The organism is uncultured Rothia sp. (genome assembly GCF_916049665.1).
Classification (GTDB): domain Bacteria; phylum Actinomycetota; class Actinomycetes; order Actinomycetales; family Micrococcaceae; genus Rothia.
The window spans coordinates 1-25,370 of record NZ_CAJZIE010000029.1 but is presented as its reverse complement, the minus strand read 5'-3'; the positions used below and the strand labels follow the sequence as shown (position 1 = coordinate 25,370).

General features: G+C 60.7%; 18 protein-coding genes. 11 read left to right on the top strand and 7 right to left on the bottom strand.

Translation table 11 applies throughout. The features are described from left to right. Positions 1 to 172 precede the first annotated feature (172 nt). Positions 173 to 1,591, bottom strand: coding sequence for a dicarboxylate/amino acid:cation symporter (locus tag QZ540_RS04180; RefSeq protein ID WP_049341627.1), 1,419 nt, complete (start codon positions 1,589 to 1,591; stop codon positions 173 to 175). 433 nt (positions 1,592 to 2,024) lie between these two features. Here QZ540_RS04180 and QZ540_RS04175 point away from each other — a divergent pair, with 433 nt between their 5' ends. Then, complete coding sequence (locus QZ540_RS04175) at positions 2,025 to 2,960, top strand: hypothetical protein (protein ID WP_294627990.1); 936 nt, start codon at positions 2,025 to 2,027, stop codon at positions 2,958 to 2,960. A gap of 134 nt (positions 2,961 to 3,094) precedes the next feature. Beyond that, positions 3,095 to 4,387, top strand: a complete 1,293-nt coding sequence (locus QZ540_RS04170; protein WP_294627988.1) for a glutathionylspermidine synthase family protein — start codon at positions 3,095 to 3,097, stop codon at positions 4,385 to 4,387. 148 nt (positions 4,388 to 4,535) lie between these two features. Here the strand turns inward: QZ540_RS04170 and QZ540_RS04165 are convergent, their stop codons facing one another. The 6 genes from QZ540_RS04165 to QZ540_RS04140 all read right to left on the bottom strand — a co-directional run bounded on the left by QZ540_RS04165 (position 4,536) and on the right by QZ540_RS04140 (position 13,524). Next, positions 4,536 to 6,293: a DUF885 domain-containing protein gene (locus QZ540_RS04165; RefSeq protein WP_294627987.1), complete on the bottom strand. Its 1,758-nt coding sequence runs from the start codon at positions 6,291 to 6,293 to the stop codon at positions 4,536 to 4,538. Between the two features lie 233 nt (positions 6,294 to 6,526). Beyond that, a complete protein-coding gene (locus QZ540_RS04160; protein ID WP_294627986.1) occupies positions 6,527 to 8,977 on the bottom strand; it encodes a restriction endonuclease in 2,451 nt (816 codons plus the stop codon). A 475-nt stretch (positions 8,978 to 9,452) separates the two neighbouring features. After that, positions 9,453 to 10,541: a restriction endonuclease gene (locus tag QZ540_RS04155; RefSeq protein ID WP_294627985.1), complete on the bottom strand. Its 1,089-nt coding sequence runs from the start codon at positions 10,539 to 10,541 to the stop codon at positions 9,453 to 9,455. 297 nt (positions 10,542 to 10,838) lie between these two features. After that, positions 10,839 to 11,228 (bottom strand): acyl-CoA carboxylase subunit epsilon, encoded by a 390-nt coding sequence (locus tag QZ540_RS04150; protein WP_294627984.1) that lies wholly within the window; start codon positions 11,226 to 11,228, stop codon positions 10,839 to 10,841. A gap of 95 nt (positions 11,229 to 11,323) precedes the next feature. Then, positions 11,324 to 12,925, bottom strand: coding sequence for an acyl-CoA carboxylase subunit beta (locus QZ540_RS04145; protein ID WP_294627983.1), 1,602 nt, complete (start codon positions 12,923 to 12,925; stop codon positions 11,324 to 11,326). 317 nt (positions 12,926 to 13,242) lie between these two features. Beyond that, a complete protein-coding gene (locus QZ540_RS04140; RefSeq protein ID WP_294627982.1) occupies positions 13,243 to 13,524 on the bottom strand; it encodes a YciI family protein in 282 nt (93 codons plus the stop codon). Between the two features lie 243 nt (positions 13,525 to 13,767). On the opposite strand from QZ540_RS04140, the gene QZ540_RS04135 reads away from it, so the two are divergent. The 9 genes from QZ540_RS04135 (at position 13,768) to gatB (ending at position 25,191) form a co-directional block, all read left to right on the top strand. Continuing rightward, positions 13,768 to 14,697, top strand: coding sequence for a biotin--[acetyl-CoA-carboxylase] ligase (locus QZ540_RS04135; RefSeq protein WP_294627981.1), 930 nt, complete (start codon positions 13,768 to 13,770; stop codon positions 14,695 to 14,697). A 132-nt stretch (positions 14,698 to 14,829) separates the two neighbouring features. Then, a complete protein-coding gene (locus QZ540_RS04130) occupies positions 14,830 to 15,318 on the top strand; it encodes a glucose ABC transporter permease (RefSeq protein WP_294627980.1) in 489 nt (162 codons plus the stop codon). 324 nt (positions 15,319 to 15,642) lie between these two features. Further along, positions 15,643 to 16,794 carry an adenylate/guanylate cyclase domain-containing protein gene (locus QZ540_RS04125; RefSeq protein WP_294627979.1) on the top strand — a complete coding sequence of 384 codons (1,152 nt, stop codon included), beginning with the start codon at positions 15,643 to 15,645 and terminating at the stop codon, positions 16,792 to 16,794. Further along, complete coding sequence (locus QZ540_RS04120) at positions 16,791 to 17,684, top strand: PP2C family serine/threonine-protein phosphatase (protein WP_294627978.1); 894 nt, start codon at positions 16,791 to 16,793, stop codon at positions 17,682 to 17,684. Before QZ540_RS04125 ends, QZ540_RS04120 begins: the two co-directional genes overlap by 4 nt. A gap of 270 nt (positions 17,685 to 17,954) precedes the next feature. Continuing rightward, positions 17,955 to 20,114, top strand: a complete 2,160-nt coding sequence (gene ligA, locus QZ540_RS04115; RefSeq protein ID WP_294627992.1) for an NAD-dependent DNA ligase LigA — start codon at positions 17,955 to 17,957, stop codon at positions 20,112 to 20,114. A 695-nt stretch (positions 20,115 to 20,809) separates the two neighbouring features. After that, the gene (locus QZ540_RS04110; protein ID WP_294627976.1) at positions 20,810 to 21,553 is read left to right on the top strand and encodes a transglycosylase family protein; all 744 of its coding nucleotides are present in this window, start codon (positions 20,810 to 20,812) and stop codon (positions 21,551 to 21,553) included. Positions 21,554 to 21,769: 216 nt separating this feature from the next. Next, on the top strand, positions 21,770 to 22,066 hold the full coding sequence (gene gatC, locus QZ540_RS04105) for an Asp-tRNA(Asn)/Glu-tRNA(Gln) amidotransferase subunit GatC (protein ID WP_005507016.1): 297 nt from the start codon (positions 21,770 to 21,772) through the stop codon (positions 22,064 to 22,066). 15 nt (positions 22,067 to 22,081) lie between these two features. After that, positions 22,082 to 23,686 carry an Asp-tRNA(Asn)/Glu-tRNA(Gln) amidotransferase subunit GatA gene (gene gatA, locus QZ540_RS04100; protein ID WP_294627974.1) on the top strand — a complete coding sequence of 535 codons (1,605 nt, stop codon included), beginning with the start codon at positions 22,082 to 22,084 and terminating at the stop codon, positions 23,684 to 23,686. Beyond that, entirely contained in the window at positions 23,686 to 25,191 is a 1,506-nt protein-coding gene (gene gatB, locus QZ540_RS04095) for an Asp-tRNA(Asn)/Glu-tRNA(Gln) amidotransferase subunit GatB (RefSeq protein ID WP_294627972.1), read from the top strand. The genes gatA and gatB overlap by 1 nt, the downstream gene beginning before the upstream one ends. The last annotated feature ends 179 nt before the right edge of the window (positions 25,192 to 25,370 follow it).

Genomic DNA, 25,370 nt, shown 5'->3' with positions numbered 1-25,370 from the left:
ACGCCGTTCAAAATCATAACTCTTCTCAAACATTAAAGAAAAGAAGAATCAATCGTGACGTTTTTATGACGCTTGACAAATGTATTTCTCCCATGCTGAGGCACGAGATTAAGAAAGCTACACGGCGCTAGGCAGTACAGCCTAGCGCCGTGTAGCTTCAAGATTCGTCAGATTAGCGGCGTGCTGCGACGGTGTTGTCCTCCACCTCGTGAAGTCGCTGCGCCTCGCCGGCGATGCGCTCATCGTAGAATTCCTGAGCCACGAAGCCGCCCTCCGAGCGGGGAGCGTTGTAAAGCTCCTCATCCAAGATGCCCTCGCGGCGAGCCACAATCGCGGGAACCAGAGCCTGACCGGCAACGTTCAGGGCGGTACGACCCATGTCAACGATCGGGTCAATCGCCAGGAGCAGACCCACACCGTCCAGCGGCAGACCCAGAGTGGAAAGGGTCAGGGTCAGCATCACGATAGCGCCGGTGGTACCGGCGGTTGCAGCCGAACCGAGCACGGACACCATCACAATCAGCAGGTACTGGGTGAAGTCCAGCTGAATACCGTAGAACTGCGCCACGAAAATTGCGGCAAGAGCCGGGTAAACCGAAGCGCAGCCGTCCATCTTAGTGGTCGCACCCAGCGGAACCGCGAAGGATGCGTAGGCACGGGGAACGCCCAGGTTGCGTTCGGCAACGGTCTGGGTCATCGGCATCGAACCCATCGAAGAGCGGGACACGAAGCCCAGCTGGAGCGCCGGCCACACGCCCGAGAAGTACTGGCGGACCGACAGGCCGTTCGCGCGAACAATAATCGGGTAAACCACCAGGAAGACCAGCAGTAGACCAATGTAGAGGGCGATAACGAACGCGACCAGCGAACCCATCGACGCCCAACCGTAGGCGAACACTGCCTTAGCGATCAGACCCACGGTACCCAGCGGTGCCAGGCGAATAATCCACCACAGAATCTTCTGAATAATCGCCAGAGCGCTCTTGACCACGTCAATGAAGGGTTTAGCTGCCTCGCCGACCTTCAGCGCGGCAATGCCGACCGCACCGGAAATAACCAGAATCTGCAGTACGTTAAAGGACGCAGAAGCGGTGATACCGGAATCACCGGACTTAGCGCTGACGCCCAGACCCAAGAAGTTCACCGGAATCAGGCCCGTCAGGAACGCGGTCCAGGAACCGGTCGAACCGGTGTACGCCTTGCCCTGCACCTGCGCGCCCACGCCCGGCTGAACAATCAGGCCCATCGCAATACCGATGAGCACCGCGAAGAATGCGGTAATCGCAAACCAGATGAGCGTGTTGACCGCCAGGCGCGCCGCGTTCGTCACCTGCGACAGGTTCGAGATGGAGGCGACCACGGCGGTGAAAATCAGCGGAACAACCGCCGCCTTCAGCAGAGTGACGTAGGAGGAACCGATGGTATCCAGGGTCACCATGAGCCAGTTGGGGTTGCTCTTCGCGTCCCCGCCCAGTGCGAGGGCGAGCGCGCCAAGAACAATACCCAGAATGAGGGAGGCAATGATTTGGTTGCCGAAAGAAGTAGCCCACTTGGGCAGACGTGAACGAGATGATGCATGCGGTGTAGACATGTGGCATACTCTAAAACTTTTGTGCACTCGGGCGCGAGTTTGTGTGAAGAAGTGTTTCAATCCGGTGCAGTGTAGGGGATGTGTGAAGAACCGTGACCACCCGGTAGCACCTTTTGGCTGTACATCCCGCAGTCCAACCCCGCAGCCCAACCAACAACGCCGCCACCGGTGCCGCCAGCTGACCCCAGCAGGCGGTTAAGCCGGCGGATAGTTGAGTGGGAATCACCGCAAAAGCAAACAGAAAGGAAACAACTGCGCAACATGCGGCGAAGCTTGCTGAGATTTTGCCGTCAGCTAATAATCCGAAAGCGAGGGCTTGATATGCTGGAATCACACCGATAGTCCGGCGAAAGTCGCCGGATGATGCTGTACCCACTCAGCTTCATGTACGCGTTGAGCGTTACGCCACGCACCACCTTTCAAGGAGAGATGCATGAGTTCTGCTCCCCAATACCCCGGCGGAACCACCACCCCCAACGGCCCGAAGAAGCCTCGCAACCGCATGGAAGCGGTTGCAGATTTCGCTACCCGCGCCGCACAGACCTCTGCCCAGCAGACCCTAAACCTGGGCGCGACCCGCCCCGGCATCGCCAAGATGATTGCCGTAGCGGGTGCCGGCGTGCTACTGGTTGGCGGTGGCATCTTCGCCTACAACTCCATGCACCAGGAAGAGAACGCGTTCCTGTCGCAGGGCGAAGAGTATGCCCGCGTCTGCCAGGACGCGAAGACCGGCCTGCGCGTGGAAGATAGCGAATGTGAGAAGGCTGGCGTTCAGGAACCGACCGACTCGTCCAGCAGCGACTCTTCGGGCTCGTCGAACTCCTCCGGTTCCTCCAGCTCTTCCGGTTCTTCTGGTTCCTCGGGCTCATCTGGCTCGACCACCACCCACAATAATTCGAATGCGTTCCTCTGGTACTACCTGGGTCGCCAGAGCGCTGCTAATTCTTCCGGATCCCACTACATTCCTCCTGTAGGGTCCAAGCTTTCCGGAGGCACCACCTCCCGCCCCAGCAACGGCACCGTCTACAGCGGCGTGTCCTCCAAAGGCGGCGGATTCGAGGACTCCTACCGCACCGCGAAGAAGTCCTCCACCGTCTCCTCCGGCAAGGTGACCAGCACCAATAACTCCGGTAAGACCTCCACGGTGCGTAACAAGACCACCGGCTCGGTCTCCAGCGGTAAGCAGGGCACCAGCAATAGCGGTAGTACCGGCTCCTACAGCAAGTCGAATACCTCGAAGTCTGGCTCCAAGTCGGGTTCGTCCTCGAAGTCTGGCTCCTCGTCGAAGTCTGGTTCTTCCTCGAAGTCCGGCAGCAAGGGCGGTTTCGGTGGCGGCTCCAAGTCCGGTGGCGGCCGCTCCGGAGGCTAAGCCATAAGCCATCACACTGAATGCGGGCAGGGACTGAGCGGTCCCGCCCGCATTTTCCTCACTAGAACAACCACACCCGCGGTGACGTAACAACACCGCTTTCCATTCACTACTTCGAAGGAGCCTAGCCCCTCATGCGCCGTGAAGAATTTCCCGTCGGCCGACCCGACTGGGAGAACGTCATCATTGAGGAAGGCCTCACCTACAGCGTGGACGGCCCCCACGACACCGACCACTACTGGAACGAATACGCCGCCTACATTTTCAGCCCGCAAGAAATGGATTCTGTGCGAGCCCAGGCGGAAGAAATGCACCGCATGTGCCTGGAAACCGTCGAGTACATTGCCTCCGGCGCGTTCGGCACTCTCGGCCTGCCCCAGGCGGCGTTCAACCTCGCCGTAGAATCTTGGAACCGCCGCGACGCCGACTTCTATGGCCGCTTCGACTTCACCTACTCGGGCGTGCCCGGTGACCCGATGAAGCTGCTCGAATACAACGCCGACACCCCCACCGGCATCGTGGAGGCGGCGGTCAGCCAGAAAACCTGGGCGAAAGACCAGCGCCTCGACACCCGCGGCTACGCCCACTGGGGCGAAATCGGTGAAGCCTTCACCAACCGTTGGCGCCACATCTTCGCCCCCGAAATCACCGCGGGCGTGCAGCCCGTACTGCACCTGGCACACGTGCCCCCCGAGATTGACGAGACCAACGAGGACTACAACAACCTCTGGCTCATCGCCTACGCGGCTCAGCAGGCGGGCATCAAAACCCACATGATTCCCATCGACGAAGTCATCTTCAACGAAGACACCAAGAGCTGGGAAGACGCACAGGGACGGCGCATCACCAACCTCTTCAAGCTCTACCCGTGGGAAGACCTCGTCACCGACAGCGAAGCAGGCTACGACAAGCTCCTCTTCGCCTACCACGGCGCCATGAACCGCTGGATCGAGCCGGCATGGAAGATGTTCCTCTCCAATAAGCTGCTGCTCGCCGCGCTCTGGGATAAGTACCCCGGCCACCCGAACCTGGTCCCCACCTACGCCGGCCACCGCGGCGGCATGCGCAACTGGGTCCGCAAGCCCCTCTTCGGCCGCGAAGGCGACGGTGTAGAAATCTACGCCCCCGACTACGACGTCTTCATCAAGCCCGAAGACGACGACTTCTTCGCTAACGCCCCCGAAAGCGAATTCGTCTACCAGGAATACATTCCGGCACCGCGCTACGAAGGCATTATCAACCCGGTCAGCCACCCTATCCTCGGCGTGTGGGTGGTCGACGGACGCACCGTAGGCGTGGGCATCCGCGAATCGAACGGCGCGCTCACCGACTATTGGTGCCGCTTCGCCCCGCACCTGGTGGACCTGAACGACTCCACCGGCATGGGTTTCGGCACCATGGACCCCGGTACCGCAAACTTCGGATAGCCCGGAATCCCGATAGATAAACCTTGCATGAAAAGACGAAGCCCCCGCCTCAGCCAAAGCTGAAGCGGGGGCTTCACCTATAGAGCCTCTCCCGGAGATACTCCAGAAGCGGCAAGGAGCGAGCAGAGAGGTGCGAGCAGACTAGAGGCTACTCGTCGTCCTCATCGTCGTCATCCTCAGTGTCCAGAGGGAGCATCATCTCATCGGTCAGGGCGCGGCGCAGAGTGTCCAGACCCACCGAACCGAGCAGAAGCGCACGCGTGTGGAATGCACGCATGTCATCGCCGCGGCGCACAGCCTGATCGCGCAGCTCCAGCCAGAGGCGCTCGCCAATCTTGTAGCTCGGCGCCTGACCCGGCCAACCCAGGTAACGTAGGAACTCGAAACGCAGGTGGCCCTCGGACTCGTCCAGGTTCAGCTTCAAGAACTCATAACCCAGCTCAGAAGTCCAGATGGTGCCCGGCTCAACGCCCAGCTGCTCAGCCCACTCATCGGGAATCGGCATCTCGCAGTGAACACCAATATCGAAGACCACGCGGGCGGCACGCATACGCTGAGCGTTCAGCATGCCCATGCGGTCACCCGGATCCTTCAGATAGCCCAGCTCCTCCATGAGGCGCTCGGCGTACAGCGCCCAGCCCTCACCGTGACCGGACACCCACAGCATGTTCGTACGCCAAGAGTTCATGGTGCCCTGCAGAGCCGTAGCAATCGCAATCTGCAGGTGGTGACCCGGAACGCCCTCGTGGTACACGGTGGAGGTTTCACGCCAGGTAGTGAACGTGTCCTCACCCTCGGGAACCGACCACCACATACGGCCCGGACGCGAGAAATCGGGGGAGGGGCCGGTGTAGTAAATACCGCCCTCGTTCGTGGGGGCAATGCAGCACTCAATACGGCGCATGGGGCCGCCAATCTCGAAGTGGCTACCCGCCAGGTTCTCCACGGCGGCGTCGGCGAGCTTCTGCATCCACGCCTTCAGCTCATCGGTGCCGTGCAGCTGACGTGCCGGGTCCTCATCGAGCAGCTGCTTAGCACGCTCAATGCTTGCGCCCGGCTCAATCTCCTCGGCAACCTCACACTGACGAGCAATAATGCTCTCCAGCTCCTTCACACCCCAGGCGTAGGTCTCGTCCAGGTCAATGGTGGTGCCCAGGAACGAACGGGAGTGCAGGCTGTACGCCTTACGGCCCACAGCGTCGCGGGAGGGCGCGACCGGCTGCAGCTTCTCCACCAGGTAGGTGTTGAGGCGGCGGTAGCCTTCCTTCGCAGCCTCGGCACCGGCGGCAGCCTCATCCTTCAGCGCGGGGACAGCCTCGGCGACCTCAGCCGCCAAATCATCAAAGAAACCACCCGGAGCGTAGTACGCGGCGGTCTGCTCAATGACAATATCCACCTGGCGGCGCGGGGCAACCTTGCCCTCTTCACGAGCCGCCTCAAGGGTCTGAATGTAGCCCTCCAGAGCCTCGGTGACGCGGTGCATACGACCAACAATATGCTCCCAATCCTGCTGAGTGTTGCGCTTCATCAGGTCAAAGACCGAGCGCACCTCCTGCGGGACGGACGCAATATTGTTCAGCTGCCAGCCGCCAAAACCAGCCTTGTGCTGCTTGCGGTACAGGCTCAGACGCTCCTGCAGAGCATCCAGGGTGACCAGGTCAACGTCATCAATAGGCAGGACGTTATCAACCTTCTTCAAAGTCTTCTTTGCAAGGCGCGCAAAAGCCTTCTCGCCGGCGGGCGAGTAATCGGGGTACAGGGTCTCTACGCCCTTACGACCAAGCTCGGTTGCATGGACGGGGTTCAGGTCGAGGACCTTTTCAAAGTATTCGTTAGCAATCTGATCGACGTCGGTCAGCGAGCGCTTCAATCGGTAGATGCTGGGAAGTTCCTGGTAAGTGCTCATGTTCATATCCTAACGCAGGGGTGTGCCTTCAACCACGATTTTCGGTGATTTAGCTCGCTTAAACCGGCAATATTACGGGCTGAGAAGCACCGAATGCGACAAAAAGGGCCCACCTGTGGACAACTCCCAGGGGCGGATGCGCGAAAACGCCCCGGCTTTCTCCCTCTTGAATGTGAAGGAAAGAGAAAACCGGGGCGTGCCCAAGATGGGCTACAAGCTACTAGCGGGGGAGGCTAGCCAGCGAAGTATTCGCCGTTCAGCTCCAGCAGACCGTTCGCGCCCTCGACCACGCCGAGGCGGTGCGCAATGAGACGGTCCTGCAGCTCATCGCCAGACACCAAATCCACCAGAATGTTCGGGTACTTGGTCGAGCAGCGGATGAACTCGTCGTACGCCTCATCGCTGAACGGTGCGTTCGTGATGAAGGTGCCGAGCTGACCGCCGCGGGCGTGAATAGCCAGGAAGAACGCGGTAATATCCTGCGGCTGGACGCTCGCGGACAGAACACCGTTCGCTACCGGGCGCAGAGTACGCACGTAGAATGCACGTTCTTTTTCGCCGGTGGCGGGGGTTGCCACGCCGTCCACGCCCTGAGCCTCCAGAGCCTCTACCGTGTAACCGCGCATCAAGAACAGGTCGAAACCAATGCTGCGGAAACGCTCCTCAGATACCTGGGCCAGCGCCGGAGCCAGCGCCTCGCGGCGGAAGACCTGACGATAACGCTTCAGAGCCTCACGCACCTGAGCGGCAGCCACCTGCAGTGCAGTCGAGGGCTCAGCAGCCGAAACAGGCGGAGCCGAAACAGTCGGCGCAGAAACAACCGGCTGGGCGGAGGCTGGCGCAGAAACAGCAGGAACAGACACAGCAGGCTGGGCGGCGGCAGGTGCAACCTGCGCCGCCGGAACTTCAGCGGGAGCCTGCGCCGCAGTCGCAACCGGCGAACCAGCCGGACGCGCCAACAGCGCCGGAGAAGCACCCGGCACCGGAGCCAACGGCTCACGACCCTCACGGGCCGCCAGGCGAGCCTGACGCTCCGCCGCGCGCGCCTCCTTAGCAGCCTGAAGAGCCTCCTCACGAGCCTGCAGTTCAGCGGCAATATCCTGAGGCAGCTTATGCTTGAGCGACTGCGGCGGCAGCGGCGCCATGCGGGCGGTCACCGCCTCCGGAGCATCCTCCGGGAAACGCTTGAGCAGCTCCTTACCCGCCTCGCTCAGCTCGTAACGCTCCGGGTTCTTGCGGGAAGTACGGCCGGTACCCTCACGCAGAGCATTCAGGTAGCGCTCGCCCTTCAGAACGTGCATCGCCACCGAGTAGCGATTACGCAGACGCGGAGTCAGCTTGTAGCGGTGCGGCGCGACCTCACCCTGCAGGTACGGGATGTCCAGGGCAATCTTCAGCTCATCGTAAATGTCGTAGTAGGAGATGCGCGGGTTCTCTTCCACGAGCTTCAGAATCGGGTACAGCAGCTGATGCGGGTACGGCAGAGCATCCACAGCGGCAGGATCGAGCAGAGCCGAAGCCACCAGCTTCTGAACGCTCGGCTCAGCCATCTGCGCCAGGGCGGGCACAAATGCGGAACCCAGCGAGTAGACGGTCTCACGCTCGGACAGGTAGTGGTGCGCGGTCAGCACATCGTAGATGTAATCCTGCGCGTCAATCTGCACAAAATAGGGGTTCGAGGACGCCTGCTGAATACGCTCATCGCGGTCAAAGACCTGCTCCAGGCTCGGAAGGCTCAGCTCCACATCGGCGCCGTGGTCATTGAGAGTATCGAGCAGAAGCACACCCATGTGGGTCAGCAGAGCATCGGTTGCGGCAATATCCTCAGCGGTAATCGAGGTGCCCTCATCCTTCACCAACGCCAGCACGGAGCTCAGCTCGCTCGCGGGCACACCGGTCTCCTCGTGACGAGCCACCAGCTCCTTCGCAGACGGGGACAGCGAGTACAGAGTCAGCGGCGAATCCGTGTGCTCGTGAATGGTCTTGGTGCGCAGGTAGCCCTCACGGGTCAGCAGGCTCAGTGCCTGAGCAATCACCGGCTCAATAATGCGCTGCTCCAGGTACGACAGACCGTACCAGCCCTGCACGAAACCGCACTCGCGCAGCACCAGCTCACGAATCTTCACGGGCGCTGCCGCGGGGTAGGAGGGGGTAACGCTCAGGACGATGGGCAGAAGCTCGCGCACCGTAATGTGCGAGAGTAGAACCGGGTAGAACTGCTTCAGATAGTGCAGGTACACGCCGCTCTGCAGAGGCAGAACCGGCAGAAGAGCCTGCGCCTGCTGCTCCTTCGCGGTGCCCAGAAGCTCGCGGCCCGCCTCGCTCAGAGTGTAGTGCAGGTTGCCCGGATGCAGCTGGCTGAGGGACACCTCAAGATAATCAGCATTGACCAGCGCCGCAATCAGCTTATTAAGCGCCTCACGGAAGAGGACATTGTCACCGACCGCAATGAAACGCTGAGTCATATTGAAACCCAGGTCTACGCCAACCGGGGTGTACATATCGGGGAAGAAGACCTTCTCGCCACGATCCTGCGCGCGCTCAAAATGGCGGAGCAGAGAGAAAGCCGCCGCAACGCTGAGAGTGCGTGCTTCCTCGGGTAGAGCCTCCCACGAGGTTTCCTGCTGCAAAGAGTGCAATTCGGAATGATCGATATGGAGCATTGTTTTATTCACAAAAGCCACGCCGGGCTCCTTATCTAGTGTTATTTATCGTGCGGGCGTTCTTCATAAAGTGCAGTCATGCGAACGGGAAAATAATCACGAAAGTGAGCGGCACCATCTTTATTTTTGGGCCGGCACTTTGAAATCCCGCAGTGAAGAGAAGCGAAGAGAAGCAGGGTAGGTAGTTTTTTCTCAACCCGTCCCGCTTACGCACCGTCTTCAACGACGAACACTTCAGAAAAGAACGCTATAAATTGGGGTGAAGTGCTGATACCGTCACGGGTATATTCACTTCGTGAAATAATGCGAAGAATATATAACGCATTACCTTCTCATTGTATCGGCTGGTTCGAGAAATAACCCAAATTTCTAAAACCAGCCGATATGTGAAAAATATCCTCAAGGAAAAGTGAAAATACATTAAGTGAAATGACGTGGGAAATGCGTGAAGATCAGAGATATTCGGCGAGAAATACTCGCCCCAAAACACCCCCGGCTACTCCATGCCACGGGCAAAATACTCCTCGTCAATGCGGTAACCGCACTCGCCCTCACCATCAAGAACACCCACACGGTGACGAATCATCAACTCCACCAACTGGTGCCGATCAACCAGCGCAATATTGCGAGCGCCCGGCAAACCCTGCAAATACTCGGGAACCGGATGCGCAAAAGCACCGCAGGTCACCAAAACACCCTGCAGGCCGCCGTGCAAAAGCACTGCACCGGCAAGCTTCTGAATCTCGTTTGGGGTGACCTTCATGGTTCCGCAATAATGCTTCACCTGAATATAAATCGGCGCAAAATCCAGACCGTCAGAATAGCGGGCAATAACATCCACGCCCTTATCGTCGGCGCCACCGGTCACCTCGGTCGTAAAACCAAGAGCCGTAAAAATATCGGCAACAATCTGCTCAAAGTACTCCGGCGTCACCGCGTGAATATGTTGAATCAAATCCTGCGTAAAATGCTCCGCAAACTCGGCCTGAGCGTGAATGACCGGCGAATCGCTGGCACGCAAAATAATATCCAGAGGCGACTGACCGGCGGGCCAGGACCCCGCAGCCTCCGCAGAATTCAAAGCATGCGCAAGATGCGCCGCGCCGGTTGCCTCATAAGCAGCGGGGTTCAGCTGAGCCTGATCAGCGCCTGAGAAATGCGGCAGAGCATGAAGGGCGCCGGTATCAGAAGCACCAAAAATGAGGCGATGCTCCTCCTCCGCATTCTCCAATAGCGCGTTCGCCTGCTTCTTCAGCTTCTTCACGCTCTTCGCCGTCAAACTCTGAGCGCATAGTGCCTGCACCTGCTTCACCACACGCGGCGGCACCGAACCGTGCAGATGCGGAGTGCAGGTCAGCTCAGCCCCCAGGGGAGTGAGCAGGTACTTCCTCTTCTCCCACGGGGTCAAACGAGGCATAAGCTGGGCATAACGAAGTGCCACCAAGATCTTCAAGGTGGTGCGCACAGCCACCGCAAACTCGGTGGATTCAAGAGCCGGTAGGTTCTTCTTCGACCCCAACGCCTTAGTCTGTTGCCGCAACTGCTCACTAACATAGGCGGCGGTGCGGGGCACAGTCTTCGACAAGCGCCGTAGCGTCGGCAACAGAAGCGCGATGTAGACATCCGGTGGGGGCCTATGGTTTTTATTCAGCATCTTTGCCATGGTCCCTGCCAATTATTAATACTTATGTGACGGTATATACATCGTAGCATCAGGGCGTATCATCATCGCTTTATCGTTTCTAATATGACAAAACCGCAAGAATCGGCGCATTAGATGTTCAATAGCGCAATATATATCCTGAATTTGAGGCAAAACAATATATTCCCGCCACACCAGCCGGCGTGACGGGAATATAAGAAGCAGAGTTATCAGCCCGCGCTACATGGGGCGAGCACGCCTCCACGAACCGGGACCGGGACGCAACGAAACACCCAGGCGCTGACCGCGGTTCAGGATGCGCGAAGCGGCACCCACCAGCAAGTTCTGCTCCTGCTTCGCGGCGCTCGCCTGCATCATCGCAACCACAGCAGTGAGGGCGGCAATCTCCTCCGGAGTGGGGGAGCCCTTAACCACCTTCAGCAGCGGCTCCTGCTCAGCGTCAGTATCTACCGAAGACTGAGCAGAATCCTTCGCGGCGCTGGAGGCGGTATCCGCGTGCGCAGAAGAACGTGCGGAGCTACGCTCAAGCTGCTCGGCGCTCTCAGTAGCCTCTGAACTATCCTTCTTTTTACCGAATGAGAAATAACTCAGCGGGTTGTAGCCTGCCAAAGGCACGCCTCCTTAAAACCTAAAATCCTGAGAAAACCTAAAATCCTGGGAATGCCCGCGCCACAGGCGGCGCGGGCACAACGCACAACGGAAGCCTACAGCGGGATGTTGCCGTGCTTCTTTGCCGGGGTAGACGCACGCTTATCGTGCAGGGCACGCAACGAAGAAATAATGCGCACGCGAGTCTCACTCGGGGCAATAACCTCGTCAATGTAACCCAGCTCAGCAGCCTGGTACGGGTTCAGCAGCTCTTCCTCATACTTGGAAATCAGCTCAGCGCGGCGAGCCTCAACATCGCCGCCCTCAGCCGCCAGAGCAGCCAACTCACGACGGTACAGAATATTCACCGCACCCTGAGCACCCATCACACCAATCTGAGCGGTGGGCCACGCCAGGTTAATATCGGCGCCCAGCTTCTTCGAGCCCATCACAATGTACGCACCGCCGTACGCCTTACGGGTAATGACGGTAACCAGCGGAACAGTCGCCTCCGCGTAAGCGTAGAGTAGCTTAGCGCCGCGGCGGATAATGCCGTTGAACTCCTGATCGGTGCCGGGCAGGAAGCCGGGAACATCCACAAACGTCAGAATCGGAATGTTGAACGCATCGCAGTGACGCACAAAACGGGCAGCCTTCTCGGAGGCGGAAATGTCCAGGCAGCCGGCGAACTGCATCGGCTGGTTCGCCACAATGCCGACCGTGCGGCCCTCAACGCGGGCGTAACCAATCATCACGTTCGGGGCGTACAGCGCCTGCATCTCCAGGAAGTGGCCGTCATCGACCACGGACTCAATGACCGCACGCATATCGTAGGGCTGGTTTGCCGAATCCGGGATGAGAGTATCCAAATCCAGATCGTCCACGCTCACCTGTGCCTCCTGGTCATGCTCCAGGGGCAGGGACTCCGCAAGGTTGTTCGAGGGCAGGAACTCCAGGAGCTCGCGCACAAAGTCGAAAGCGTCTTCCTCATCCTCAGCCAGGTAGGTGCTGGTACCGGTTACAGAGTTGTGCTGACGCGCACCACCGAGGGTTTCCATGTCCACGTCCTCACCGGTCACGGTCTTAATGACGTCCGGGCCTGTAATGAACATGTGCGAAGTCTTATCCACCATGATGATGTAGTCAGTCAGGGCGGGGGAGTACGCGGCACCGCCAGCGCAGGGGCCCATAATGACCGAAATCTGCGGAACCACACCGGAAGCGCGCACGTTCATACGGAAAATATCGGCAAACATCGCCAGGGAAGCCACGCCCTCCTGAATACGGGCGCCACCACCATCGTTAATGCCGATAACCGGGCAGCCGTTCTTCAGCGCGAACTTCTGCACCTTCACAATCTTCTCGCCGTTCACCTGCGAGAGAGAACCACCGTAGACGGTGAAATCCTGCGAATACACGGCAACCAGGCGACCATCCACGGTACCGTAACCGGAGACCAGGCCATCGCCCAGAGGCTTCTTCGCCTCCATGCCGAACGCGGTGGTGCGGTGGCGGGCGAGGGCATCAAACTCAACGAAAGAACCCTCGTCCAAAAGCATGTCGATGCGCTCGCGGGCGGTGTGCTTGCCGCGCGCGTGCTGCTTTTCAATAGCTGCCTCACCGCTGGGCGCGAAGCTGCGCTCTCGACGTGCATAAAAATCAGCGAGCTTACCGGCGGTGGTGCTCAAATCAAATTCCTGCTGGAGGTTCTCGGACATTATTCCTCGTTCCTGCTCCACCCGATCGTCGGGAGCCAGTGGTTGCGGTGATAGGGTGCTCAGGTGCCCCGAAGAGCACTCTTGAACAATGTGCATATCTTTCAACTATAGTGCGAACTGGGGCACATATGCCAGGTGAGAAGCTAGAATATCAACACTAGATACACTTTTATGCACTCGGCACCCAAGAAGGTGCATATGGTAAACGAAAAGTGCGAAAGAATGGCTCAAAAGAGCGCAGAAAACCCCCTTCCGCCTCGGCAATCCTCGCTGGCGAAAGGGGGTTTACGTTCAAGCTTTTTCAGCGTGAATGACGCTTAGATGGTGCCCAGAACCGGGTTCCACTCGGTGATGGTGTGGGACAGAACCGCGCCACCGACGTTCATCGGGTCGTTAGCCACAATCTTCTCGGCAGCCTCAACGGAGTCGACCTTTGCAATCAGCAGAGCGCCGGCGGGGGTCTCGCCGTCCAGCAGGGGACCGGAAACAATCAGGTTGCCCGCCTCAATCTGCGAACCAAGGTACTCGCGGTGAGCCGGACGGTACTTCGCCTGCTCCTCGGGAGCTGCGTAAACGTAAGTAATTGCGTAATAAGCCATAGCGGTCTTCTTTCGAGCAGGGCGGAGGAACCTCCGCAGCCGGTCGGTGCTTCATGCACCCTCACTGTCTAATGTACCGTCTCGGGTGCCGGGCGGGCATCACCTGCGGCAAGAAATTGATATGGTGAGAAGCCAACGTGACTCAATAAAAACCGGCAGGCTTTGGTGGCGGGTTGATAGCGGGTCGGCGTATTGCAGGGTTGATCGAGGTAGGACAGAAAGGCACCGGATATGGAGAAGAACATGAACACTCAGAGTGATCATTCGGTTTTGGATGCGCCGCGCATCCGCACCGTGGCACTGGACGCGGGCTACTCCAGCGTAAACCTCTACGACGAAGTGGACTCCACCACCACCCGCGCCCGCGAGCTACTCATGGGCGGCACCGACCCCGAACGCGAACAGCTCGGTGAGCTCTCCGTCTACGCCAGCCTCTACCAAAGCGCCGGACGCGGCCGCCTCGCCCGAGCCTGGACCGCGCCTCCCGGAGGCTGCCTCGCCGCGAGCATTGTGGTGCGCCCGCACGCCTCCGCAGACCCGCTGACTCGAGAGCTCCCCGAAGACAGTTACCACTGGATGACCCTCATCGCCGGGCTCAGCGTGGTCGATATCTGGCGCGGCTACGGCGTGGATGCCGCCCTCAAATGGCCCAACGACGTCATCGCGCAGGGTGCCAAGGGCTGCGGAATCCTCGCCCAGCTTGTTCCCGAAAGCGGTGCTAACGAGGGGCAGCGCAGCATCATCGTGGGCATCGGTCAGAACACGAATATGTCCGCCGAGCAGCTACCCGTACCCACCGCCACGAGCCTGAGCCTGTGCACCGGTGCCGCGGTCGACTCCTCCGAGGTGCTCACCCGACTGCTGAGCATCTTCGCTCGACGCTACCGCGCCTTCGTGCGCGCCGGTGGCGATCCCGAACGCCCCGACCCCCTCAACCCGGAGAGCCTCAGTCTGCTCGATCAGGCACGCGCCGCCACCGCCACCCTCGGCGCCAGCGTGCGCATGAGCCTGCCCAACGGAAGCACCGTAGAAGGCATTGCCGAAGACCTCGACGCGCAGGGGCGCGTCCTGATCCGCCGCGAGGACGGCACGCTAGAGCCCTACGCGGTGGGCGATATTGAGCACCTTCGCCCCGCCAACGGTAGCTACGGAGATTTTCAGCAGGCACACTAGAACCAACCACTAAAAATTCAGCCAAAAAATCAGCCCAAAACAATCAGCCCGGCACGGCAACCTCATCAACCCGCACCACCTCAACCGGCGGCCCCAGCCGGAACACATCAACCAGCACAGCTAAGGAACACCATGCGTTTGCGCGGAAAACTCAACCCCGGTGAGCATGTCATCATTGCGACCCGACAGCACTACGGTGCCCTGCTGCCCACGCTTGCCTACCTGCTGGTTGCAATCGCCGCGTCAACCTTCGCCTCCACGGCACGGTCCTCACCGATTCTGTGGACTCTCGGCACGATCTGTGCGGTAGGTACCCTGCTCGGTGCCGTGCGCACCGCCTGGCGCTGGGCCACCACCTACTACCTGGTGACCACCCACCGGCTCGTGGTGCGCCGCGGCGTGATGACCCGCAGCGGAGACGAGTCCCTCTACCTGGATTCCATGGGGGAGCGTTGGGCTAAACAGCGCGGCCCGGGTGCCTGGCTGGGCTACGGTTCGGTGTATGTGGTCTGCCGCGGGATGCATCACCGCCTGACCTATGTGCCCGACCCGAAGCGCTTTGAGAAAGAAATTAAAGCCGCCCGACGCGACTACTACGCCCTGCGCGCTCGCTATATTTAGGGCTTCTCCGCCCCTGTCACCGACCCGGGCGGGAACTGTCGGGCCGGCTCAGAGCCTAAACCCGCCGCTAAATCTGCCGAAAAAATGCGGATTAGAGTATTCTTAAATGTGAATTACTCCACTAAACTATCCTAGGGTGCGGGCGCTTTTGTGACCCAAACACCACCGCGGAGGGGTATATTAACAAGGCGCTACACGGTGAGCATCATCGCAGCGACGCAATGCGAAACCCGCAGAGCACAACGAGGTACCACGTAACCTAGCGCCACCACGGTATAGACCAGACAGTATTTTCCGGCAGGGATGAAAGGAGCGGCAGCGGCAATGAGCACGGCAGACCGCCACGAACCTGCGCACTCGCCGCAGGACACCGGCGCCACCATGGGCCCCGAAACCCAAATGCTCAACCTCCGAATCCTCCAGAACCTCGCCCAGAACAATATTTATCGAGACGAGGAATCTAAGGCAGGAATCCGAGAGCTCGAAAAATCCCTTCTGGGTCAAGGCCGCCGCTACACCCCCGTGCAGGCTGCCGAATACGCCGGAATTCCCCTCGAAACCGCCCAGCGCATCTGGCACAACATGGGTTTCCCGACTATTGCCGAGCACGCCCCCTACTTCACCGAGGTGGATGTGCAGATGCTCGCAGACCTGCAGAAGCTGGACGAATCCGGCGATATTCGTATGGAGTACGTTGCGTCCCTGGTGCGTGCCGAGGGTCAGCTGACTGACCGTACCGTCGCCTGGCAGATTGAGGCGCTGGTGCACAACATTATGGTCACCGAAAACCTCGACGATAACGATGCGCGCCGCAAGCTCCTTAAAGACTTCCCGCGCTACCTCGAGGTTCTCGAGCGCCTGGCGCTGTACGCATACCGCCGCCAAATGTACGCCGGTATTCTGCGCCTGGGATTGCGTGAGAACAATGTGACCACCTCCGGTCTATCCCGCCTGCCCCTGGTACGCGGCGTGGGATTCGTGGATCTGGTCTCGTACACCTCCCTGGTGCGCAACCTGGACGCCGCAGCCCTTTCCCAGCTCATCAACCACTTTGAGCAGAGCTGCCTAGACGTCATCGCACCCCTGGGCGGTCGCATTATTAAGACTCTCGGTGATGAAGTTTTCTTCCTCACCGAAACCCCGGACGCTATCGCAGAAATTAGCCTGCGTCTGTCCGAAAAAATCGGTGCCGACCCGCAGCTGCCGGACTCCCGCGTTGCTTTCATCTGGGGCGAGGTTCTGGCGAACCGCGGTGATGTGTACGGCTCCAGCGTGAACCTGGCTGCGCGCCTGGTTTCACTGGCTGAACCGGGTACCGTACTGACCGATAATGAGACAGCAAACACGCTCCGACAGGTGGGAAATCGCTATAATCTCACCTCTCAGGGAACGCGAAACGTTAGAAGCTTTGGTAACGTAGACCCCGTGGCGGTGACTCGTCGCGTGAACTACACAATGGAGATAGACCTCTCATGACTGAACTGAAACTACGTACCGGTGGTGCAACGCACCGCGGCGCACATCGAGAAAATAACGAAGATTCGATGGTCGTCGCCGGTTCCCTTTGCGTGGTCGCGGACGGCATGGGAGGCCACGAAGCGGGCGAGGTTGCTTCGCGCCTGTGTGTGCGTCAGCTCGCCTACTCGCCCTTCTTCACCATGCCCGGTGGTCGTAGCGAAGAGGAACAGCAGGCTTACCTTGAGCGCCTTGCCGCTATCGGCGAGGAAGATCCGACCAAGCGCCGCCGCCGCGCAAACACCCTGCTCAATAACGAGATTGTGGGCACCCTCAACCGCCTGCACGACATCATTGGCGAAACCAACGAGGAAATTAAGCAGGCGCTTTCCCGCTCCGGCGGTACGACCGTAACCGGTGCCTGGCTGACCCGCATTGGTGACCGTAACCTGTGGGTTGTTTTCAACGTGGGTGACTCCCGAACCTACCGTCTGCTGCGTGAGGAAGAGGGCATTCACCACTCCGCCATGGAGAAGCTGCCCGGCTCCGAGGGTTCTGCCTCGCTCGAGCAGGTCACCAGTGACCACTCCGAGGTGCAGTACCTGGTGGACGAAGGTCAGATTACTGCCCTGGAGGCGCTGACCCACCCGCGCCGTAACGTGATTACCCGCGCGCTGGGTACCGGCAACTACTGGGAACCGGACTTCTGGGTTCTGCCCGCCCGCGCCGGTGACCGCCTGATGCTCTGCTCCGACGGTCTTTCCGGTGAGCTTTCGCACGAGTACATGGCTCGCGTGCTCACCTCGATTCGCCACCCGCAGGATGCGGCTGACGTGCTCCAGCACGAGGCGCTGCGTTCGGGCGGCCGCGACAACATTACCGTGATTGTTGCTGACGCTGTCGAGGCCTAAACTCGAAGCCTAAACTTCATACCTTATGATTCACCCCCGTTTTCTTCGGGTGCTCGATTGAGTGCCTGTAGGAGGCGGGGGTGAACTGTATCTGCGTTCAGCGCTCCTGCGATGAGAGACGAAGAATATGCGCCCGCGGACTTCGGCAATATGACGAGCAATAGGGGAGAGGCCCGCCAAAAACGCTAGACTGGACGGGTGACTGAGAACAACACCACCCAGCAGACTGCCCCCGCCGAGACTCGAGCAGAGAGCCCCGCAGAAAACTCCGTGGAGATTACCGAGGCCCTGCGTGCCGAGTACGCGGAACTGACCGATAAGATTCGTGCCGCACGCCGCGCCTACTACAACGAGGACGCGCCCTTCCTCTCTGACGCCGAGTACGATGCGCTCTACCGCCGCCTAGAAATCATTGAGGCGGAGCACCCGCACCTGATCGCGAACGACTCGCCCACCCAGGAGGTCGGCGGCGAAGCCATCGAGGCCTTCGCACCCGTCACCCACCTGGAACGCATGTACTCCCTCGAGGACGTCTTCTCCTTCGAAGAACTGCGCGCCTGGCTGACCAAGACCGAGGAGAGCGCCCGCACCCTTACCGGTAGTGCACCGCAGTGGCTGACCGAGCTGAAAATCGACGGCCTCGCCGTGAACCTGCTCTACCGCAACGGCGCCCTCGTACGCGCGGCAACCCGCGGCGACGGCACCACCGGCGAAGACGTCACCCACAACGTGCGCACCATTGCGAGCATCCCGCAGCAGCTGACCGGCGAGAACCACCCCGAAGAAATCGAGATTCGCGGCGAGGTGTTCATCTCCTCCGCCGATTTTGAGAAGCTCAACGAATCCATGATTGCCGCCGGCAAGAACCCCTTCGCGAACCCGCGTAACGCCGCGGCAGGCTCCCTGCGACAGAAGGACGCGGCGATTACCGCCTCGCGCCCGCTGAGCATGTACGTACACGGCATTGGTTCGCGCACCGGCTTGGACGTTGCCACCCAGTACGAGACCTACGATCTGCTCGCCTCCTGGGGCCTGCCCGTAAGCCCCTACAGCGAAATCGCCGCAAACACCGAGGCGGTCTTCGACTTCATTAACAAGTACGGCGAGCAGCGCCACTCCCTGGTGCACGAGATTGACGGCATCGTTATTAAGGTCAACGATTTCGCAACCCAGGCGCAACTGGGCTACACCTCCCGCGTGCCGCGCTGGGCTGTGGCATACAAGTACCCGCCCGAAGAGGTGCACACCAAGCTGCTGGACATTCGCGTGGACGTGGGACGCACCGGCCGCGTGACCCCCTACGGCGTCATGGAGCCCGTGTTCGTCTCCGGCTCGACCGTGGAACGCGCAACCCTGCACAACCAGGACGTGGTCAAGGCTAAGGGTGTGCTCATCGGCGACACCGTGGTGCTGCGCAAGGCGGGCGACGTGATCCCCGAAATTGTGGCTCCCGTGGTTGCCCTGCGCGACGGCACCGAACGCGAGTTCGTCATGCCCAGCGAATGCCCCTCCTGCGGCTCGCCCCTTGCCCCCGGTAAGGAAGGCGACGTGGACCTGCGCTGCACGAACCCGCGCTCCTGCCCGGCACAGCTGACCGAGCGCGTGTACTACGCGGCAAGCCGCGGTGCATTCGACATCGAGGCGCTCGGCTTCGAAGCCGCGAAGGCACTCACCAGCCCCGCAACCCCGGACACCCCTCCGCTGACCACCGAGGCGCACCTGTTCAGCCTCAACATTGAGGACCTGCGCGAGGTGACTATCGAGCGTGAGAAGAAGGTCAAGGGTGTGGGCACCGGCAAGATGGAGCGCGTGCCCTACTTCTACACCAAGCCGACCAAGGCGCGCCCCGAGCCGAAGCCCACGAAGAACACGCTGAACCTCTTTGCTGAGCTGGAGAAAGCAAAGCAGCAGCCGCTGTGGCGCGTGCTGGTTGCTCTCTCGATTCGTCACGTGGGCCCGACCGCCGCCCGTGCGCTTGCCGCGGAGTTCGGTTCGATGCAGGCGATTCGCGAGGCTGACCGTGAGCGCCTTGCCGCCGTGGACGGTGTGGGCACCACGATTGCCGACTCGATTATTGAGTGGTTCGCCGAGGACTGGCACGCCGAGGTCGTGGACTCCTGGGCCGCCGCAGGTGTGCGCATGGAAGATTCTCGCGACGAGTCTGTGGAGCGCACCCTGGAGGGTCTGACCGTGGTGGTGACCGGCACGCTGAACGGATACACCCGTGACGGCGCGAAGGAAGCCATTATTTCTCGCGGCGGTAAGGCATCCGGTTCGGTGTCTAAGAAGACCCACTTTGTGGTTGCCGGTGCGAACGCTGGCTCGAAGCTGGATAAGGCTCAGCAGCTGGGTCTGAAGATTCTGGATGAGGAGGGCTTCACCGCCCTGCTCGAGGGCGGCCCGGAGGCGGTTGAGACTGCCGCGGAGTAGACCCGGTAGCGGGCTCACCTGAATCTGACCCCTGCAATATATAGAGCATTCAGGCTCTGGAGTGCGTGCTTCGGAGCCTGAATGCCAATTTTTGGCATTTGTAATTACCACAGCTTTTAAGGCGGAAGCGCCTTATAACACTCCCAAAGCGAAGAAATATTTAAAAAATATTTACACGCTGTTCAAAACCCTTAAAGGGGGTGCGCGCCAACCCCGAATCCGAAAGCTCAGCGGGGGAGCGCCTCCGGATTAAAACCCTAGAAAACCCCGAAATTCCGGGGGAAAACCCCTAAGATGCACGGGGTTCAAGATCCCAGTTAACGTTTCCTGCACTTTTAACCTGAAAGAACCCTGGGAGAACCCGGGACGTTCGCTGTGAACTTGAAATCGGGTTGGAATCAGAAAAAACCTCGGCTATCTTGGAGACCAGATAGATTCTCGCAAGGGAATCGCCTGTGTGGTTTCAAGCTTGGAATGCTTGAAACGATGCCCGGTTCTACCGCACGTCCCCATCGAGGAAGTGCCACCGGATTCCGCACACAAGTGCAGAATTGCCCACGGTGACATGAAATCGGTGGAGAGCCGCTCACATGGTAGAGCCAGAAAATGAGTAACCTACTTCGTTATCAAAGGGTGAGCGGCGGCGCGCTAGAGTTCCGGGGACGGAACGAGCGGGGACGGCCCCAAGGAGCATTATGAAGAACACTTCCATTCGTCGTACCGCAGCAGCTCTCGCCATCGGTGGCGCTGTAGCAGCTACCATGTCGATGCCCGCTGCAAACGCAGTAGACGGTGCTACCTGGGACGCACTGGCACAGTGCGAGTCCGGTGGCAACTGGTCCATCAACACCGGTAACGGCTTCTACGGCGGTCTGCAGTTCACCCAGCAGTCCTGGAACGGCGTCGGCATGTCCGGCTCCCCCGCGACCGCTTCCCGTGCACAGCAGATCGAGGCTGGCGAGCGTCTGCTCGCTATCCAGGGCTGGGGCGCATGGCCCGCATGCTCCGCTAAGCTTGGCCTCTACGGCAAGACCGGCGCAGCTCCCACCTACACCGAGCCCACCACCACCGTGGCTGCACAGTCGCAGACCCAGCAGACCTACACCGCTCCCGCGGCACAGGCTGCACCCGCAGCTCCTGCAGCTCAGGCTGCACCCGCAGCAGTTGAGGCTCCCGCAGCAGCACCCGCTGCACCGGCAGCTCAGGCTGCACCCGCAGCAGTTGAGGCTCCCGCAGCAGCAGCTCCCGCGGCTGCACCCGTTGCAGCTCCCAAGGCTGCAGCAGGCACCTACACCGTGGTTCCCGGTGACTCCCTCTCGCTGATCGCTGCAAAGCTCGGCGTTGCAGGCGGCTACCAGGCAATCGCAGCTGCGAACACCGACATCATCTACAACGTTGACCTGATCTTCCCCGGCCAGGTTCTGACCATCCCCGCCTAAGGATTAACCCTCAAGCGTAACGTGGAAACGTTGTAGCCCAACGCCCCGCACCTCACACGAGGAGCGGGGCGTTGAGCATTTAACCCCAAAAACAGGGGAGAGGCGCGCCGCCTGAACACACAAACCAGCAGGTAAACCCTCCAACCCCCAATGAGACGGAACACGCAACCTCCACTACACTAGAGAAGAGACAAGAAAACAAACTACGGGAGAACCATGTCTGCCATCACCTTTGAACAGGTAAAGCACCTGGCATCGCTGGCACTCATTGAGATGACCGATGAAGAACTCACCGCGATGGCGTCTGAGCTGGACGTCATCGTCGCATCCGTTGAGACCATGTCGCAGAAAGCAACTGCCGACATCCCCGCGACCAGCCACCCCATCCCCCTCGAGAACGTCTTCCGCGAAGACGTACCCGTCACCACCCTCACCCAGGAAGAGGCGCTCTCCGGCGCCCCCGACGCACAGGACGGCAAGTTCCGCGTGCCGGCAATCCTCGACGAAGACTAAGAGGAGAACAACCAAGTGAACGAACTGATCCAGCTCACCGCCGCAGAAGCAGCAGAAAAGCTCGCATCCGGCGAAATCACCTCCGTCGAGCTCACCCAGGCACACCTGGACCGCATCGCAGCCACCGACGGCGCACCCCTGAGCGACAACCGCGCAGACGGCAAGAGCGGCCTCAACGCCTTCCTGCACATCAATGCTGAAGAAGCACTCGCCACCGCAGCAGCAGTGGACGCAGACCGCGCAGCAGGCAAGGAACTGCCCCCGCTCGCGGGCGTACCCATCGCCGTCAAGGACCTCATCGTCACCAAGGGCCAGCCCACCACCGCGGCATCCCGCATGCTTGAAGGCTGGATGAGCCCCTACGACGGCACCGTCACCCGCAAGGTCCGCGAAGCGCGCATGCCGATCCTCGGCAAGACCAACCTCGACGAATTCGCAATGGGCTCCTCCAACGAGCACTCCGCATTCGGCGTGGTCCGCAACCCCTGGGCACTCGACCGCGCACCCGGCGGCTCCGGCGGCGGCTCCGCAGCAGCCGTCACCGCATTCCAGGCACCCCTGGCACTCGGCACCGACACCGGCGGCTCCATCCGCCAGCCCGCAGCACTGACCGGTAGCGTCGGCGTCAAGCCCACCTACGGCTCCGTCTCCCGTTACGGCGTCATCGCCATGGCGTCCTCCCTCGACCAGGTAGGCCCGGTCGCGCGCACCGTCCTCGACACCGCGCTGCTCCACGAAGCAATCGCAGGCCACGACCCGCTCGACTCCACCTCTCTGCCCGATGAGCCCGGCAACTTCGTTGAAGAAGCCAAGGCAGGCGCAGAAGCAGCACGCAAGCGCGACCTGTCCGGCCTGCGCATCGGCGTCATCAAGGAACTCGGCGGTGGCGACGGTGAAGGCTTCGAAGCAGGCGTGCTCGCGCGCTTCCGCGAATCCGTCGAAGAGCTTCGTGCCGCAGGCGCAGAGATCGTCGAGGTCTCCCTGCCCTCCGTCACCGAAGCCATCAGCGCCTACTACATGATCATGTCCTCCGAGGTGTCCTCCAACCTGGCACGCTACGACGGCGTCCGCTACGGCCTGCGCGTCGTACCCGAAGACGGCCCCGTCACCATTGAACGCGTCATGTCCGCAACCCGCTCCGCAGGTTTCGGCCACGAGGTCAAGCGCCGCATCATCCTCGGCACCTACGCACTGTCCGCAGGTAACTTCGACGCCTACTATGGCGCCGCACTGCGCGTCCGCACCCTCATCCAGCGCGACTACGCAGCAGCATTCGAAAAGTGCGACGTGCTCATCTCCCCGACCGCGCCCTCCACCGCGTTCAAGCTCGGCGAGAAGACCGAAGGCGACCCCATGGCAATGTACCTGGGCGACGTCGCAACCGTGCCCGTCAACCTGGCAGGCGTCCCGGCGCTCTCCCTGCCCGGCGGCCTCTCCGAAGAGAACAACCTGCCCGTCGGCATCCAGTTCACCGCACCCGCACGCGAAGACGCACGCCTCTACCGCGTCGGCGCAGCACTGGAAGAACTGCTCACCGCAAAGTGGGGCGCACCGCTCTACAAGAGCCTGCCCGACACCGAAACCCTGATCCGCGACTTTGACTTTGGGGGAACCAAGTAATGAGTGAAGAAGTCCTCAGCTTCGAAGAAGCCATCGAAAAGTACGACCCCGTCCTCGGCTTCGAGGTGCACGTCGAACTCAACACCAAGACCAAGATGTTCGACTCCGCACCCAACGAGTTTGGCGACGAACCCAACACCAACGTCACCCCCGTATCGCTCGGTCTGCCCGGCGCGCTGCCCATGGTGAACAAGACCGCTGTTGAGTCCGCCATCAAGCTCGGCCTGGCACTGGGCTGCGACATCGCAGACAAGTCCTACTTCGCCCGCAAGAACTACTTCTACCCGGACTCCCCGAAGAACTTCCAGACCTCCCAGGCTGGCGGCCCCATCGCGGAAAACGGCTCCCTGGACGTAGAGCTCGAAGACGGCACCATCTTCACCGTCGAAATCGAGCGCGCCCACATGGAAGAAGACGCAGGCAAGCTCACCCACGTCGGCGGCGCAGACGGCCGAATCCAGGGCGCAACCTCCTCCCTGGTCGACTACAACCGCGCAGGCGTGCCCCTGATCGAGATCGTCACCCGACCCATCGTCGGTGCCGGTGAGCGCGCACCCGAACTGGCACGCGCCTACGTCGCCGCAATCCGCGACATCGTCCGCTCCCTCGGCATCTCCGACGCCCGCATGGAACGCGGTAACGTCCGCTGCGACGCCAACGTCTCCCTCATGCCCAAGGGCGCAGAGAAGTTCGGCACCCGCTCCGAAACCAAGAACGTGAACTCCCTCCGTTCCGTCGAGCGCGCCGTCCGCTACGAGATTCGCCGCCACGCAGCGATCCTCGAACGCGGCGAAAAGGTTACCCAGGAGACCCGCCACTGGCACGAAGACACCCGCGAAACCTCCTCGGGTCGTCCCAAGTCCGACGCCGACGACTACCGCTACTTCCCCGAACCGGACCTGGTCCCGGTCGTCACCAACAGCGAGTGGATTGAGCGTCTGCGCGCCGAACTGCCCGAACCCCCGGCAGAGCGCCGCCGCCGCCTCAAGGGCGAGTGGGGCTACTCTGACGAAGAGTTCCGCGACGTAGTCAACGCAGGCGCACTCGACGTCATCGAAGAGACCGTCGCCGCAGGCGCAACCGCAGTAGCAGCCCGCAAGTGGTGGATGGGCGAAATCGCCCGCCGCGCAAAGCAGGCCGAAGTTGAGCTCACCGCCCTCGGCGTGGAGCCCGCAACCGTGGTCGCCCTCGAGGCTCTCATCTCCGAAGGCAAGATCAACGACAAGATCGCCCGCCAGGTGCTCGAGTTCGTCCTCGCCGGTGAAGGCACCCCCGCCGAAATCGTTGAGGCACGCGGCCTCGCCGTGGTCTCCGACGACGGCGCGCTCACCGCAGCTGTTCAGGAAGCCCTGGCAGCAATGCCCGACGTTGCCGACAAGATTCGTGCCGGCAAGATTCAGGCTGCTGGCGCTATCGTCGGTCAGGTCATGAAGGCTACCCGCGGTCAGGCTGATGCTGCTCGCGTGCGTGAGCTGATTCTGGCTGAGTGCGGCGTGGAAGGCTAAGCTTTTCCGCTGATCCGGCTCTAGCGCAAGAGGCGCTGTCTCCCGTGTGGGAGGCGGCGCCTCTTGCGCTCTTTTACCTCATTCCGCTTGAAAAGGCGGTTATCGTCCTCGTTCCTACAGGGGCACCCGCCCTCGCTTCGCTTCGGGCACCCTGATGTCACTTTCGGACGATACCGCCT

What these genes read in the sequence shown, in the direction of transcription:
- QZ540_RS04175 (WP_294627990.1), top strand. Translation starts at nt 2,025, where the DNA reads ATGAGTTCTGCTCCCCAATACCCCGGCGGAACCACCACCCCCAACGGC.
- QZ540_RS04110 (WP_294627976.1), top strand. Translation starts at nt 20,810, where the DNA reads ATGAAGAACACTTCCATTCGTCGTACCGCAGCAGCTCTCGCCATCGGT.
- QZ540_RS04140 (WP_294627982.1), bottom strand. Translation starts at nt 13,524, where the DNA reads ATGGCTTATTACGCAATTACTTACGTTTACGCAGCTCCCGAGGAGCAG.
- QZ540_RS04145 (WP_294627983.1), bottom strand. Translation starts at nt 12,925, where the DNA reads ATGTCCGAGAACCTCCAGCAGGAATTTGATTTGAGCACCACCGCCGGT.
- QZ540_RS04135 (WP_294627981.1), top strand. Translation starts at nt 13,768, where the DNA reads ATGAACACTCAGAGTGATCATTCGGTTTTGGATGCGCCGCGCATCCGC.
- QZ540_RS04120 (WP_294627978.1), top strand. Translation starts at nt 16,791, where the DNA reads ATGACTGAACTGAAACTACGTACCGGTGGTGCAACGCACCGCGGCGCA.
- QZ540_RS04180 (WP_049341627.1), bottom strand. Translation starts at nt 1,591, where the DNA reads ATGTCTACACCGCATGCATCATCTCGTTCACGTCTGCCCAAGTGGGCT.
- gatB (WP_294627972.1), top strand. Translation starts at nt 23,686, where the DNA reads ATGAGTGAAGAAGTCCTCAGCTTCGAAGAAGCCATCGAAAAGTACGAC.
- QZ540_RS04130 (WP_294627980.1), top strand. Translation starts at nt 14,830, where the DNA reads ATGCGTTTGCGCGGAAAACTCAACCCCGGTGAGCATGTCATCATTGCG.
- QZ540_RS04165 (WP_294627987.1), bottom strand. Translation starts at nt 6,293, where the DNA reads ATGAGCACTTACCAGGAACTTCCCAGCATCTACCGATTGAAGCGCTCG.
- QZ540_RS04170 (WP_294627988.1), top strand. Translation starts at nt 3,095, where the DNA reads ATGCGCCGTGAAGAATTTCCCGTCGGCCGACCCGACTGGGAGAACGTC.
- QZ540_RS04125 (WP_294627979.1), top strand. Translation starts at nt 15,643, where the DNA reads ATGAGCACGGCAGACCGCCACGAACCTGCGCACTCGCCGCAGGACACC.
- gatC (WP_005507016.1), top strand. Translation starts at nt 21,770, where the DNA reads ATGTCTGCCATCACCTTTGAACAGGTAAAGCACCTGGCATCGCTGGCA.